Annotated in this window: 14 protein-coding genes; 9 read left to right on the top strand and 5 right to left on the bottom strand. The window is 68.6% G+C overall.

Going from position 1 to position 14,032, the window contains the following annotated elements:
- Positions 1–4 precede the first annotated feature (4 nt).
- The 6 genes from ACFWAY_RS09470 to ACFWAY_RS09445 all read left to right on the top strand — a co-directional run bounded on the left by ACFWAY_RS09470 (position 5) and on the right by ACFWAY_RS09445 (position 5,744).
- Complete coding sequence (locus tag ACFWAY_RS09470; protein ID WP_378510525.1) at positions 5–970, top strand: NADPH:quinone oxidoreductase family protein; 966 nt, start codon at positions 5–7, stop codon at positions 968–970.
- 107 nt (positions 971–1,077) lie between these two features.
- Positions 1,078–1,548 carry a MarR family winged helix-turn-helix transcriptional regulator gene (locus tag ACFWAY_RS09465; protein ID WP_378452343.1) on the top strand — a complete coding sequence of 157 codons (471 nt, stop codon included), beginning with the start codon at positions 1,078–1,080 and terminating at the stop codon, positions 1,546–1,548.
- Positions 1,545–3,074 (top strand): DHA2 family efflux MFS transporter permease subunit, encoded by a 1,530-nt coding sequence (locus ACFWAY_RS09460; protein WP_378452342.1) that lies wholly within the window; start codon positions 1,545–1,547, stop codon positions 3,072–3,074. Before ACFWAY_RS09465 ends, ACFWAY_RS09460 begins: the two co-directional genes overlap by 4 nt.
- Before the next feature lie 145 nt (positions 3,075–3,219).
- The gene (locus ACFWAY_RS09455; RefSeq protein ID WP_378452341.1) at positions 3,220–4,317 is read left to right on the top strand and encodes an LLM class flavin-dependent oxidoreductase; all 1,098 of its coding nucleotides are present in this window, start codon (positions 3,220–3,222) and stop codon (positions 4,315–4,317) included.
- A complete protein-coding gene (locus ACFWAY_RS09450) occupies positions 4,301–4,747 on the top strand; it encodes a MarR family winged helix-turn-helix transcriptional regulator (protein ID WP_378452340.1) in 447 nt (148 codons plus the stop codon). The genes ACFWAY_RS09455 and ACFWAY_RS09450 overlap by 17 nt, the downstream gene beginning before the upstream one ends.
- A gap of 19 nt (positions 4,748–4,766) precedes the next feature.
- A complete protein-coding gene (locus ACFWAY_RS09445) occupies positions 4,767–5,744 on the top strand; it encodes a pirin family protein (protein WP_378510524.1) in 978 nt (325 codons plus the stop codon).
- Positions 5,745–5,756: 12 nt separating this feature from the next.
- Here the strand turns inward: ACFWAY_RS09445 and ACFWAY_RS09440 are convergent, their stop codons facing one another.
- The 3 genes from ACFWAY_RS09440 to ACFWAY_RS09430 are packed head-to-tail and all read right to left on the bottom strand — an operon-like array spanning position 5,757 to position 7,728.
- Positions 5,757–6,701 carry a serine/threonine dehydratase gene (locus ACFWAY_RS09440; RefSeq protein ID WP_378452338.1) on the bottom strand — a complete coding sequence of 315 codons (945 nt, stop codon included), beginning with the start codon at positions 6,699–6,701 and terminating at the stop codon, positions 5,757–5,759.
- A gap of 31 nt (positions 6,702–6,732) precedes the next feature.
- Positions 6,733–7,161, bottom strand: coding sequence for a PaaI family thioesterase (locus ACFWAY_RS09435; protein ID WP_378452337.1), 429 nt, complete (start codon positions 7,159–7,161; stop codon positions 6,733–6,735).
- Between the two features lie 3 nt (positions 7,162–7,164).
- Positions 7,165–7,728, bottom strand: a complete 564-nt coding sequence (locus tag ACFWAY_RS09430) for a TetR/AcrR family transcriptional regulator (RefSeq protein WP_378452336.1) — start codon at positions 7,726–7,728, stop codon at positions 7,165–7,167.
- Between the two features lie 90 nt (positions 7,729–7,818).
- Between ACFWAY_RS09430 and ACFWAY_RS09425 the strand changes: the two genes are divergently transcribed.
- Positions 7,819–9,021, top strand: coding sequence for an adenylate cyclase regulatory domain-containing protein (locus tag ACFWAY_RS09425; RefSeq protein WP_378510523.1), 1,203 nt, complete (start codon positions 7,819–7,821; stop codon positions 9,019–9,021).
- 79 nt (positions 9,022–9,100) lie between these two features.
- Positions 9,101–9,406 (top strand): hypothetical protein, encoded by a 306-nt coding sequence (locus ACFWAY_RS09420; protein WP_378452334.1) that lies wholly within the window; start codon positions 9,101–9,103, stop codon positions 9,404–9,406.
- A 2-nt stretch (positions 9,407–9,408) separates the two neighbouring features.
- Here ACFWAY_RS09420 and ACFWAY_RS09415 read toward each other — a convergent pair whose 3' ends face one another.
- Positions 9,409–9,969 (bottom strand): TetR family transcriptional regulator, encoded by a 561-nt coding sequence (locus ACFWAY_RS09415; protein WP_378452333.1) that lies wholly within the window; start codon positions 9,967–9,969, stop codon positions 9,409–9,411.
- 76 nt (positions 9,970–10,045) lie between these two features.
- On the opposite strand from ACFWAY_RS09415, the gene ACFWAY_RS09410 reads away from it, so the two are divergent.
- Complete coding sequence (locus ACFWAY_RS09410; protein WP_378510560.1) at positions 10,046–11,518, top strand: FAD-dependent oxidoreductase; 1,473 nt, start codon at positions 10,046–10,048, stop codon at positions 11,516–11,518.
- On the opposite strand, the gene pepN is transcribed toward ACFWAY_RS09410, so the two are convergent.
- On the bottom strand, positions 11,508–14,018 hold the full coding sequence (gene pepN, locus ACFWAY_RS09405; protein ID WP_378510522.1) for an aminopeptidase N: 2,511 nt from the start codon (positions 14,016–14,018) through the stop codon (positions 11,508–11,510). The genes ACFWAY_RS09410 and pepN overlap by 11 nt on opposite strands.
- Positions 14,019–14,032: the final 14 nt, after the last annotated feature.

The following is a 14,032-nucleotide window of genomic DNA, read 5'->3' as shown; positions in this document are numbered from 1 at the left end:
GAGCATGCGCGCAGTGGTGGTGACGGAGCTGTCGGGGCCGGGCGGCATGACGCTGCAGGACGTACCCGAACCGGCGTCCGAGGGACTCGTTCTGATCGACGTCAAGGCCAGCGGGGTGTGCTTCCCCGACCTGCTGATCAGCTACGGCAAATATCAGCTCGGCCCCGATTTGCCGTTCGTTCCCGGCGCCGAAGTCGCGGGTGTGGTGGTGTCGGCACCGGCCGACAGCGGATTCGAGCCCGGTCACCGTGTGCTCGCGGCGTCGCAGGTAGGCGGTTACGCCGAACGGGTCGCAGTGCCGCCGGCGCAGGTGCTGCACATCCCGGCGAACCTGGATTTCGAGGAAGCGGCGTCGCTGATCATCAACTACCAGACGATGGAATTCGCGCTGGAGCGCCGGGCTCGGCTGCGGGCGGGTGAAACTGTCGTCGTCCTCGGTGCGGCGGGTGGGGTGGGGACGTCGACCATCCAGCTGGCCAAGGCGCACGGCGCCCGCGTGATCGCGGTGGTGCGGCGGGACGGGGCCGACGACTTCCTACGCGAGCTGGGGGCCGACGAGGTCGTCCGCCTCGGCGCCGGCTGGGGCGCCCGGGTCGGTGAGTTGACCGGCGGTCGGGGCGCGCAGATCGTGGTCGACCCGGTCGGCGGCGACGCCTTCGACGAGGCCGTTCGGGTGCTTGCCCCGGAAGGCCGGCTGGTCGTGATCGGTTTCGCGGGAGGGACGATTCCCGAGGTGAAGGTGAACCGGGTGCTGTTCCGCAACATCAGCATCGTGGGTGCGGCGTGGGGCGAGTTCATCCGGACCGAGCCGAATGCGCTGGAAGAGGTGCATGCCGCGCTGATCCGGCACGTGGAACGTGGATTGCGTCCCGTGGTCACGTCCCGGTATCCGCTCGAGCAGGCCGCGGACGCGCTGCGTGATCTCGAGGCCGGGCTCGTGCTGGGCAAAGCGGTGCTCGTCCAGGACTGAACCCGCAGGTCGAAGGTGCCGTCGGGGAATGTGATACCGGACACCATTTATTCGGTTGCGCCATAGTTGCCCTTGGGCAATAGTTGCATGAGCGCTAGCATTCGAGGGTGCCCGACAAATCTCCTGATCTTCTCTTCGAACTACTCAACGATTTCTTCACCCAACTGTTGAGTGCGGGGGAGTCGGAGTCGATGGACAACCTCATCGAGCTGGACCTCACGTTTTCGCAGGTGCGCATGCTCTTCGCGCTGGTTCAGCACGGTGAGCCACTTCCGATCAACGAGGTGGCCGAGCGGTTGCGGCTCTCGGTGGCCGCAGCGGGTCGGAACGTCGATCAACTCGTGAAACTGGGTTTGGTCGTTCGCCGGGAGGACGAACGCGACCGGCGGGTCAAGCGGGTCTCCTTGTCGGAGGCCGGACATAAGGTCGCTACCCAGCACCTCGAATGCAAGCGTGATCAGTTGCGACGGTTCGCATGGCGGGTTCCGGAGATCGAGCGGACTCGGCTGATCGAGGCACTACAACCGATCCTCGCGGGGGAGTCCCTGCGAGAACTCAACCAGGAGATATTCGGATGACATCGCCGACCGCCGCGAACGCGGCGCCCGACAAGCTCGACGGCACGGTCCTCAAGATCGCGTCCGTGGTGGTGCTCGGTGCCATCATGTCGATCCTCGACGTGACCGTGGTCAGCGTCGCGTTGCCGACGTTCGCCACGGAGTTCGACACCACCTACGCCACCGTCGCATGGACGATGACCGCGTACACACTCGCCCTGGCCACGGTCATCCCCGTCACCGGGTGGGCGGCCGACCGGTTCGGCACCAAGCGCCTCTACATGACGGCGCTCGTGCTGTTCGTCCTCGGCTCGGTGCTGTGTAGCTTCGCGTGGGACATCACCTCGCTCATCGGCTTCCGCGTCCTGCAGGGCCTCGGCGGCGGCATGTTGATGCCGCTCGGCATGACGATCATGACGAAGGCAGCAGGCCCCGACCGCGTCGGCCGGGTCATGGCGGTTCTCGGAATCCCCATGCTGCTCGGCCCCATCGGTGGCCCGATCCTCGGCGGCTGGCTGATCGAGGCGGCGAGCTGGCACTGGATCTTCCTGATCAACCTGCCCATCGGCATCATCGCACTGGCCGCTGCGTTCATCATCCTGCCGTCCGACAACGCGTCGCCCTCCGAGTCCTTCGACTTCCTCGGCATGCTGCTGCTCTCGCCGGGTCTGGCTCTGTTCCTGTTCGGTGTGTCGTCCATCCCGGAGGTGGGCACGGTCGCTTCGGCTCGCGTGCTCGTGTCCGGTGCGATCGGCCTGGCGCTGATCGTCGCGTTCGTCTTCCACGCACTCCGCAAGGATCACCCGCTGATCGACCTGCACCTGTTCAAGAACCGGCAGCTGTCGGTCGCGGTCATCACGACTTCGCTGTTCATCGTCGCGTTCATGGGTGCGGGTCTGCTGTTCCCCAGCTACTTCATCCAGGTCGGCGGGCACACCACGCTCGCGGCCGGTCTGCTGATGGCTCCGCAGGGTATCGGCGCGATGCTGACCATGCCGGTGGCCGGACGTCTGGTCGACAAGATCGGGCCCGGCAAGATCGTGCTGTCGGGTCTGCCGCTGATCCTGATCGGTCTGGGTGTCTTCACGCAGGTGGCGTCGGACTCGCCGACCTGGCTGCTGATGGGTGCGCTGTTCGTGATGGGCATGGGCATGGGTTGCACGATGATGCCGCTGATGACGGCAGCGATCGTCACGCTGTCCAACGAGCAGGTCGCGCGCGGTTCGACACTGATGAACATCGTCCAGCAGACCGCCGGTTCGATCGGTACCGCCGTCATGTCGGTGGTCCTCACCAACCAGCTGCTCGATCGCGGTCTCGACAGTCAGACGGTCGCGATGCAGCACGTGCCCGAGGTCGCCGCACAGGAGCCTCCCGGAATGGTGGACCAGGTCCTGAGCCAGGCCGCCGATGCATTCGGCAACACGTTCCTGGTCGCTACCGTGCTGATCGCGTTGACGCTCATCCCGGCGTTCCTGCTGCCGCGGAAGAAGTCGGTCAACCCGCATCTCGAGGCCGAAGGTGCCCCGACGGTCATGATGCACTGATCGGGCTCGTTCGATCCGAACGTCGCCGAGGGCGGCAAGCGCATTGCGCTTGCCGCCCTCGGCCGTTTTCGGAATAGGACGAAGTGGTTGAATGTTGCAATAGGTTCATGCAAACGCATGGAGTTCTGGCGCGAGAGGAACAGCTATGCAGTTCGGAATCTTCACCGTCGGCGACGTGACCCCCGATCCCACCACCGGCCGCACCCCCACCGAGCATGAGCGCATCAAGGCGATGACGACCATCGCCAAGCACGCGGAGGACGTCGGGCTCGACGTGTTCGCCACCGGCGAGCACCACAACCCGCCGTTCGTGCCGTCGTCCCCGACCACGATGCTCGGCTACCTCGCGGCGCAGACCGAGAAGATCATCCTGTCGACGTCCACGACGCTGATCACCACCAACGACCCGGTGAAGATCGCCGAGGACTACGCGATGTTGCAGCACCTCGCGGACGGCCGGATGGATCTCATGATGGGCCGCGGAAACACGGCCCCCGTCTACCCGTGGTTCGGTCAGGACATCCGCCAGGGCATTCCGCTGGCGCTCGAGCACTACCGGCTGCTGCGCCGGCTGTGGGACGAGGACGTCGTGGACTGGCAGGGGCAGTTCCGCACCCCGCTCCAGGGCTTCACGTCCACGCCGCGCCCGCTCGACGGCATCCCGCCCTTCGTGTGGCACGGCTCGATCCGCAGCCCGGAGATCGCCGAGATCGCGGCGTTCCACGGTGACGGCTTCTTCGCCAACAACATCTTCTGGCCCAAGGAGCACTACATCGCGCTGATCGACCTCTATCGCGAGCGGTACGAGCACTACGGTCACGGCCGCGCGGACCAGGCGATCGTCGGACTGGGCGGGCAGGTGTTCATGCGACGGAACGCCAAGGACGCCGTCGACGAGTTCCGGCCCTACTTCGACAACGCCCCGGTCTACGGCCACGGACCGAGTCTCGAGGACTTCACCGATCAGACCCCGCTGACCGTCGGCACACCGGAGCAGGTGATCGAGAAGACCCTGACATTCGCCGACTTCTTCGGCGACTACCAGCGGCAACTGTTCCTCGTCGACCATGCGGGACTACCCCTGAAGACGGTGCTCGAGCAGCTGGATCTGCTCGGCGGCGAGGTCGTGCCCGTGCTGCGCAAGGAGTTCGCTGCCCGGCGACCTGCCGGCGTGCCGGACAACCCGCCGACGCACGCGTCGATGAAGGCCGATCGCGAGCCGGTCGATGCCGCCCGTCAGTAGGACCGAACGAGCGGCCGAGGCGTGGGAGGCGCTCTTCCGCGCCCAGGTCGCGGTGATGCGCAACCTCGCCGCAGACGACGTGTGGGACGAGCTGAGCATGCGCGAATACGACGTGCTGTTCACCCTCGGCCGGGCACCCGGGCACAGACTGCGCCTGCATGATCTCAACCGGGAGATCCTGCTCAGCCAACCGTCGCTGAGCCGGCTCGTCGAGCGGCTGGCCGGCTCCGGATTCGTCACGCGGGAGTGCGATCCCGGCGACCGCCGCGGGACAGTCGTCGCCCTGACGGACGAGGGTGCGCGCGTGCAGAAGTCCGTCGGACGTCGGCACGCGGCGAGCATCCGGCGGCACGTCGGCCCGGCCCTGTCCGAGGCCGAACTCGACACGCTCTCCGAACTCTGCGCGAAACTGCGCGGCGCACAGGACTGACGGAAGGCACGATGGAACAGTGAGCAATCTGGAGACGAATTCGGTGGAAGAGCGGTGCGAGTCGCACCCCGACGGCGGGGGCATCCAGGTGCTCGGCGCGCGCGAGGTCCCGCTCGGCGGTCCCCGCGCGATGCCGGTCCGGCGGACCCTCCCGCAGCGGGAACGGTCGCTGATCGGAGCCTGGTGCTTCGCCGACCACTACGGACCGAACGACGTCGGGACGACGGGCGGGATGAACGTGCCGCCGCACCCGCACACGGGACTGCAGACGGTGAGCTGGCTGTTCACCGGCGAGATCGAACACCGCGACAGCATCGGTTCGCACGCGATGGTGCGTCCCGGTGAGCTCAACCTGATGACCGCGGGGCGGGGAATCGCGCACTCCGAGGTCTCGACACCGGAGACCCGCATCCTGCACGGCGCCCAGCTGTGGGTGGCGTTGCCGGCGTCGGCGCAGGACGCGGATCCGGCGTTCGAGACGTACGCACCCGATCCGGTCGAGCTGGACGGCGCCACCGTGCGGGTGTTCCTCGGGAGGACGGCGGGCTCGACGTCGCCGGTCCGCACGTTCACGCCGCTGCTCGGCGCCGAGATCCTTCTGGAGCCGGGTGCGGACGTCACCCTCGACATCGAGCGCGGCTTCGAGGTGGGGGTGCTCGTCGACGAGGGCGAGGTGCAGCTGCGCGGGACCACGCTGCGGTGGGCGGAACTCGGCTATCAGCCGCCCGGGGAGTCGCTGGTGGCGCTGCGGAACACGGGCGGGACCCGGGCCCGGCTGCTGCTGCTCGGCGGCGAGCCGTTAGGCGAGCAGGTGATCATGTGGTGGAACTTCCTCGGCCGCAGCCACGAGGACATCGTCGGCTACCGCCGTGAGTGGCAGTCCGAGCTCCGGGGCGCGGCGCCCGCCGACCCCCGGTTCGGCACGGTCGAGGGTTACGACGGCGATCCGCTGCCCGCACCCGAACTGCCGAACAGCCGGCTGAAACCGCGCGGCTGAGACTTCGGCGGATCAGTAGCTGGTCAGCGACGTGTTGGCGCCGCAGAGCACCACGCAGAGCGGTTTGTCGTCGGCGGGGGCGAGCTGTCCGGTGACGATCGCGGCCAGCGCCGCGGCGGTGCCGTGCTCGACGACGATCCGGAACTCCTCCCACAGCAGCGTTCGCGCGTCGATCAGGGCGTCGTCGTCGACGATCAGGCTGGACACGGGCCGGGACCGGACGGTGTCCCAGGCGATGGAACCGATCTTGGTGGCGCCGAGGGAATCGCCGGCGATGCTGTCGATGTCGATGTCCACGGGTTGCCGGGCGGCGACCGCGGAGTGCAGCGTCGCCGCTCCGCTCGGTTCCACACCGCAGATGCTGTCGTCCTCGCCGCTGCCTGCGACGACACCGGAGAGCAGTCCGCCACCGCCGACGGCGATCACGTAGGACAGCGGCTCGGCGACGTCGTCCTGGATCTCGAGTGCGATGGTGCCCGCCCCGGCGACGATGTCGGGGAGATCGTAGGCGTGCAGGGCGAGGGCGTTCGCGGACGTCGCGAGTTCTTCCGCATACTCGGCTGCCTCGGCGTATCGAGCACCCACCTTGCGCACGTCCGCGCCGAGCGCGATCAGCTTGTCGATCTTGACGTCGGGTGCCGTGACGGGGACGACCACGGTGCACTTCACACCCCTGAGCCGCGACGCCCAGGCCGCTCCGATGGCGGCGTTCCCGCCGGACGCGATGACGACGCCCGCGTCGTCGAGTCGCCCGTCCTCCTCGGCGTGGAGCAGAGCGTTGAGGCTGCCCCGTACCTTGAACGAGCCACCGTACTGCAGGAACTCGAGTTTGAAGATCACCGGAACGGCGCCGTGCACGGTGGGGACGGTGGCACGGAACGTGGGAGTCCTGCGGATCAGGCCGGTGATGCGCTCACGCGCCCTGTCCACGGATGCGCGATCGACGGAGTGAGCCATGGTCCCATCGTTCCATCCCGTGCGGCCGCGACTACCGCGGCTGCTTGACCGTCGCCGTGCCCTGGGCGGCGGCGCACAGTACCTCGGAGCCGTCGTCCTGCACCGCGTAGATGTCGCACCGGCACAGCGCCTGGCGCCGGGTCGACGCGTCGGCTCGGGCGTCCGCCCGCAGCAGCACGCCCTGGGCGGGGCGGAGGTAGGTGATCGTGAAGCCCGCGGTCATGATGTTCGCGCCGAGCACGGTGCCCGCGGCGAACGTCAGAGCGTTGTCGGCGGCGTACGACAGGACACCGCCGTGCACGAAGCCGTTCTGTTGCCGCAGTTCGTCCCGGACGGGGATCTCGAGGGTGACGCCGCCCTCTCCGAACTGCGTCATGCGGGCGCCGACGAGCACGCTGAACGGCTGGGCCTCCAGCACGGCCTGTGCGGTGTCGGCGGTGAGTGCGACGTCGACTGTCATCCCTTACTCCTGATTCCGTAGCGAGTTCCACGCGGCGCGCGCCAGTTCGGGCGCCACCGCGGTGGGGTCGGTGGTCATGGCACCCGCGAGCCATTGGCGGGAGTACTCCTGAGCCGGGCCCAGCCACAGCGCGTACAGCACGTCGAAGTCGAATCGGCGGACCGTTCCGTAGTGTTCGTGGATTCGCCACCATTGGGTGACGTCGCGGAAGAACGCCGCGTTGGTGGAATCGGCTCGCTCGTCGATGCCCGGGGGCCGGGGCGCAGTGAGGATGACGGCCCGCTGCGGGTTGCCGGACACCCACTGCAGGTGGCGGACGACGGCGCCTTCCACCCCGGACCGCGCATCGGCGCATTCCGAGAGAGCGGCCCGGAATCCGTCCTGATAGTCGGCGAGCGCGCGTAACCAGACCTGGAGGTACAGCTCTTCCTTGTTCGGGAAGTGGTGGTAGACGGCTCCCACGCTGACACCGGCCTCGTGCCGGATGTCGGCGAGCCGCGTCGCGAGGACGCCGCGGCGGGCGAAATGGCCCTCCGCCGCATCCAGCAACAGACTTTGAATCGGCACATACCGAATATAGTTCGGTCGTGGTCGTGGGGGAAGGCGAGTTCGCAGGATTACGGCGAAGGGCGACGTTGTTCCTGGGACGATGAGGATGTGCGCATCCCGCGACAGCCCCGACGGATCACGCCCCGGACGGGACGTCTGGTGTCCCCGCCGCCTCGCCCGCTCCGACGCCCGGGTCCGCCACCCACACAACTCCACGAGTTCGAGGCCGCCGGCCTCCTCGACGGACTCAGCGGATCGGATCGCTCTGCGCGCATGGGGGTCCTGAACACCCTGATTGAGGACGGGGTGTCGATCGACGAACTCCGCGTCGCCTCGCGGGACGATCGCCTCGCGCACCTGCTGCTCGAGCACGCGCTGTCGCCGAAGGGCCGGTACAGCATCGACGAGATCTCCCAGAAGACCGGTGTCGCCGTGGAGGACGCCCGGCGGTGGTTCCGGGCGATCGGCCGGGGTGCGTCGGAGGACGGGACGTTCTACGACGACGGCGACCTCGACCTCGCGCGCGGACTCAAGCAGTACCGGGACCTGGGGCTCGACGAGAGCGGAATCTTCGCGGCCGCCCGGGTCCTCGGCCGCAACCTCTGGACGGTCGCCGACGCCGCGGACGCGCTCCTGCAGGAGCGACTCGAGGCGGCGCGCGATCACCCCGAGGTGGCTCTGCGATACGCGGTGGAGGTGCGTCGCATCGCGGATTTCGAGGCGCAGATCCTGGCTCACCTCATCGCTACCACTCTGCGCCACCAGTTGCGCTCCGATGCGGTGGGTATCGCCAGGGACTCGAACCTCCAGGTTCGGGGAGCGCAGGAGATCGGCGTCTGTTTCGCCGACCTCGTCGGATTCACGCTGCTCGGTGAGCAGGTGGCGCCCGCCGATCTGGGGCGGGTGGCCGAGCGGCTCGACTTGCTTGCCACCGATCTGGTGCTTCCGCCGGTGCGTCTGGTGAAGACGATCGGGGACGCCGTCATGATGATCTCGCCCGATCCCAACGCGTTGGCGTACACCGCGCTCGACCTCGTGCAGGCCGCACGCACCGAGGGGCTTCCGCCGTTGCGGGCCGGGATCGCCTGGGGCACGGCGGTGCCGAGCGCGGGCGACTGGTTCGGCAGGCCCGTCAACATGGCCAGTCGCGTCGTCGCGGTCGCACCGTCTCACGAGGTGGTCGTGACCGGCGAGTTCTACGACGAACTCGATACCGACGAATTCTGGGGCGAGCCGGCGGGCAGTCACCGGCTCAAGGGAATCGATGTCCCCCAAGAGCTCTTCGGGATCGGCCGCCGGTCCGTCGCCTGAACGGCGCTCCGAAAACGTGTCGTACCCTCGCGATACCGTGATGGCACAGCTCACAGAAGCACATCGAGTGAGGCGCATCATGACTGGCGATTCGGGCGCGGACTGGCATTTCTACGCGGTGGTCGAAACCGCGGTCGACGGCGGGCACACGCTCGCCGCGTTCGGGCCGCGGCCGACGGCGCTCGACGCCCTCCGGCTGGCCGTGCATTCGGTCAACCACACCGCGTATTCGGTTCTGGAACAGGGGATCGCGGGTGATCCGCGTGCCGAGGCGAGCGTCGTCGAGCGGTTTCCGATCACGTCGTTCACCATCAGGCGGCACCGCCGCAGCACGAGCGAGCTCGATGCCCGCTGGATGCTGAACGGCGGCAGGCATCACCGGTAGCGCTACCGCGGTTCCGTGGTGAGGTAGTACTCGAGCACGGGTCCGACCCAGCGCATCAGCTGTTCGTGCGTCATGTCCGCCACGGGCGGCACCCGGAGTATGTAGCGGGAGAAGGCGAGTCCGAGGACCTGCGACCCGACGAGGGCGGCGCGCTCGTCCGCGCGATCCGCCGTGACCACGGCGAGCGCGGGCGCCACCTGGCGGGCGAAGACCTGCAACATCGCGTCGGCGGCCCGCGGGCTGCTCGCCGCCGCCCGGAGCAGGGGGAGGAACGCGCCGTCGTTCTCCCACACCGCGAAGAAGCGCGGCATCAGCACGGTCGCGAGGTCCTTCGCGGGAACGTCGTGGAGATCGGGCAGGTGCAGATCGAACTCGGCGGCCTCGGCGAACAGCGATTCCTTGTTGCTGAAGTACCGGACCACCAGTGCGGGGTCGACGCCCACATCCGACGCGACGGCGCGCATCGTCGTGCGTTCGTAGCCGGCGGTGCCGAACCGGGCGCGGGCGGCGTCGAGTATCGCGGCGCGGGTGGCGACGGCGGAGCGGGCGCGGCGGTCAGGCATTTTCACAGTCTAAGTCAACGGCTGTTGACCTGACGCGCGGATGCGCCTACCGTCGAAGTCAACAGTTGTTGACTTGATGGGACACCTTTCGATCGGAGGCAACGTCATGAAGCACATCGACGTAGTGGTGATCGGCGCGGGACCCACCGGATGCATGCTCGCGGGCGAGTTGGCGACGGCGGGCCGATCGGTGACGGTGCTGGACAAGCGCGCCGCGCCGTCCATCCTCAGCCGCGCATTCGGCGTCCACGCCCGAACCCTCGAACTGCTCGACGCCCGCGGACTCGCCGACCGGCTCGTGGCCACCGGCGCCGCCTCACCAGGACTGAAGCTGTGGCGCGGTGCAGCACTCAACCTCGGGCGCCTGCGGTCCCGGTTCCCGTTCGTCCTCGTCACTCCGCAGCGGAACGTCGACGCCCTCCTGGAGGAGCGCGCTCGGGACCGCGGCGCCGACATCATCCGTGGTTTCACCGTGACCGGGGTGGAACAGGACCGGGACGGCGTCCGCGTTTCCGGCCACGACAGTTCGGGACGTGACAGCACATTCCACGCGACATATGCGGTCGGTGCGGACGGCGCGCACAGCGCGGTGCGGACGATGATCGGGCAGCCGTTCCCCGGCAAGGCCGTGCTGCGGTCGATCATGCTCGCCGACGTCGAACTCGAGAACCCACCGGACAATCTCGTGACCGTCAATGCCGTCCGCGACGGATTCGCGTTCATCGCGCCGTACGGCGACAAACTGTTTCGGGTGATCGCCTGGAACCGGCGGCATCAGGTGGACGACACCGCGCCCGTCGACCGGGAGGAACTTCGCCGCACCATCGAAGTCGCGATGGGCACGGATTACGGACTCGGCGACGTGCGCTGGCAGTCGCGATTCCACAGCGACGAACGGCAGGTCCCGCAGTATCGGACTGGCCGGGTGTTTCTCGCGGGCGATGCAGCCCACGTGCATTCGCCTGCAGGCGGGCAGGGAATGAACACCGGTATTCAGGACGCCGTCAATCTCGGCTGGAAACTCGCGGCCGTCCTCGGCGGCGCGGACGACGCGGTGCTCGACACCTATCACTCCGAGCGGCACCCGGTGGGGCGGCTGGTTCTGCGGTCGAGCGGTGCCACGATGCGCATGATGATCGTCCGGCCGTGGATCCTGCGGAAGCTGCGGAACGGGGCAGTGGCGGCGCTTCTCGGCTTCCCGCCGGTCGGCGACGCGGTCGCCCGGATGTTCTCGGGTATCGGAATCGGGTACGGCCACGACGCCGGCGAGAGCACCCTGGTCGGCCGACGTGCCGAGGATCTGCCCACCGACGGCGGTCGGTTGTACGAGGTGATGCGCTCGGGCGGTTTCGTCCTGGTCACCGAGCCCGGGGCGCCTGTCCCCGGCGATGTCCACGCGGTGACCCGGACCGACGAGGGGCCCGCACTGCTCGTGCGTCCCGACGGCTACATCGCCTGGGCCGGCGACAGCACGTCCGGCCTGTGGCGGAGCGTCCTGGATCGGTGGACGGCCCGCACGTCGAACGGTGCCCGGCCGGTCAGCCGGTGACGTCCGACCGGCTGTTGAACGCCTGCGCTCGCAGGTCCCGGGCAAGATGATCCCGTTGCTCGAGCACCAGCCGACGCAACGCGGCGGGCGCATCGGCATTGGTGCCGAGCCATCCGTCCGCCGCGTCGAGTGTCGTCTCGGACGGGAACAGCCCGACCACGATCCGCCGCGCGATTTCGATACTGCGCTCCCCCCACACCGAGCGGATCGAGGCGAAGTAGCCGCCGGCGTACCCCTCGACGAGGTCGTGCCGGGCGCCTGCGCGGAACCCGGCGATGACCGCGCCGAGATGTTCGTTGGACAGTGTGCGGTCGTGGAAGATCGATTCCCAGGCCTTCGCCTTCACGTCCGGGTCCGGTCGCGAGAATGTTGCCCGCAGGTACGCGGTGCGGCCGGAGCCGGTGTCGTCGCGGCGCAGCTCACCGTCGAGGTCCGCGTCGTCGGCGTGCCCGGTGGCGGCGAGCGCGCCCCAGAATCCCCAGCGCAGATCCGGGTCGAGCGACAGCCCGGTCGGCGCCCGCCCGCCGGCCTCGAGAATCGACCGGATGCGGGCCGCACGGCTGCCGTCCATCGCCGCCGCGGATGCCACCGCCCGTGCCCAGGCGAGCTGGCTTCCCGAACCCGGCGTGGCGTTCCACAACGCGCGCCAGGTGTGTTCGAGCCAGTCGAGACGGGCGGTGTCGCGCGCGGTCTCGGGGAGGAAGTGCTCGATCGCGTACGGGGCGTTGGCCAGCACCGACGTGAGGAGGGTCGGGTGCGCCTCCGCCGGTGAGAACCTCTGGGCCATCGACAGATACCGCGTGGCGCCCAGTTCGCTGTCGCGGGTCGCATTCCACAGCGACGACCAGATCAGACCACGCGCCAGCGGGTCGCGCACCCGGTCGAGCGAGGTCTCGACGGTGGTCAGCGATCGGTCGTCGAGCCGCACCTTCGCGTACGTCAGGTCGGCGTCGTTGAGCAACACGAGCGGCGCGTCGGCGAGATCGACCGGGGTGTGGGCGTCGGTGAGGTCGACCTCGACCCGCTGCACGCACACGAGGTCGCCGGTGTCGTCGAAGTCGTAGCGCCCGACGCCGAGGCGGTGGGGACGCGGATCGGTCTGCACGATCGAGGCGCGTCCGTCGGCGTCCCGCTGCAGGCTCAGTGCGGACACGCCGGTGGTCTGCAACCAGGCGCGCGCCCAGCTCGTCAGGTCCCGGCCCGACGTCGCCGACAGTTCCGTCAGCAGATCCGTCAGGGTGGTGTTCCCGAAGGCGTGGGCGCGGAAGTAGCGGCGCGCCCCGTCGAAGAACGCGTCACGCCCGGCGTACGCGACGAGTTGTTTGAGGACGCTGGCGCCCTTCGCGTACGTGATGCCGTCGAAGTTCAGTTTCGCGGCCTCGAGGTCGACGATGTCCGCCACGATCGGATGCGTCGTCGGCAACTGGTCCTGCAGGTACGCCCACGCCTTGCGACGGTTGGCGAAGGCCACCCACGCGTCGGTCCACCGGGTGGCCTCCGCGTTGGCCAGTGCGCCCATGTAGTCGGCGAACGATTCCTTGAGCCACAGGTCGTCCCACCACTCCATCGTGACGAGGTCGCCGAACCACATGTGGGCCATTTCGTGCAGGATCGTGTTCGCCCGGCCCTCGTACTGGGAGTCGGTGGCGGCGCCGCGGAACACGTACGCCTCGGTGAACGTCACGCAGCCGGGGTTCTCCATGGCGCCGAGGTTGTACTCGGGGACGAACACCTGGTCGTACTTGCCGAACGGGTAGGGGTAGTCGAAACCGTCCGTGAAGAACCCCAGCCCCTGCCGGGTGATCTCGAAGATCGTGTCGGCGTCGAGGTACTGCGCGAGCGAGGCCCGGCAGAGGACGCCCAGCGGGATCGTGCGGTCGCCGCCGCTCCACTCCGAGTCGACCCGGTGGTAGGGGCCGGCCACGACCGCGGTGATGTAGGTGGAGATCGGCAGGGTCGGCGTGAACGTGACGACCTGCCCGCCGGTGGTGTCCTCCCGCTCGGCGACCTGCTGGTTGGAGACCACCTCCCACTCCCGCGGCGCGGTGACGACGAACGTGAACGGCGACTTCAGGTCCGGCTGTTCGAAGCACGCGAACACTCGCCGCGCGTCCGCCGGTTCGTACTGCGTGTAGAGGTACGTCTGCCCGTCTGCCGGGTCGAGGAACCGGTGCAGACCCTCACCGGAGCGGCTGTACTCGCCGCGGGCGGCGACGGTCACGACGTTCGAATTCCGCAGTCCGGTCAACGCGATCCGGGCGCCGTCGTAGTCGACGGGCACGTCGGCGCCGTTGACCGTCACCGACTCCACACCGGCGCCGAGGAAGTCGAGCCACGTCGTGGACGTGCGGGCGGTGAACTCGACGGTGGTGGTGGTCGCGAACGTCCCGACCTCCGGGTCGACGGCGCCGAGTACGTCCAGTTCCACCCGATAGCCGAGAACCTCGATCGCGCGGGAACGTTCGGCGGTTTCGGCTCGGGTCAGGTTCGCGGTGCTCACGCGTCGATCCTGCC

This window comes from Rhodococcus sp. NPDC059968 (assembly GCF_042738615.1).
GTDB lineage: Bacteria > Actinomycetota > Actinomycetes > Mycobacteriales > Mycobacteriaceae > Rhodococcus_F.
This window is presented reverse-complemented; position numbering and strand designations above follow the sequence as displayed.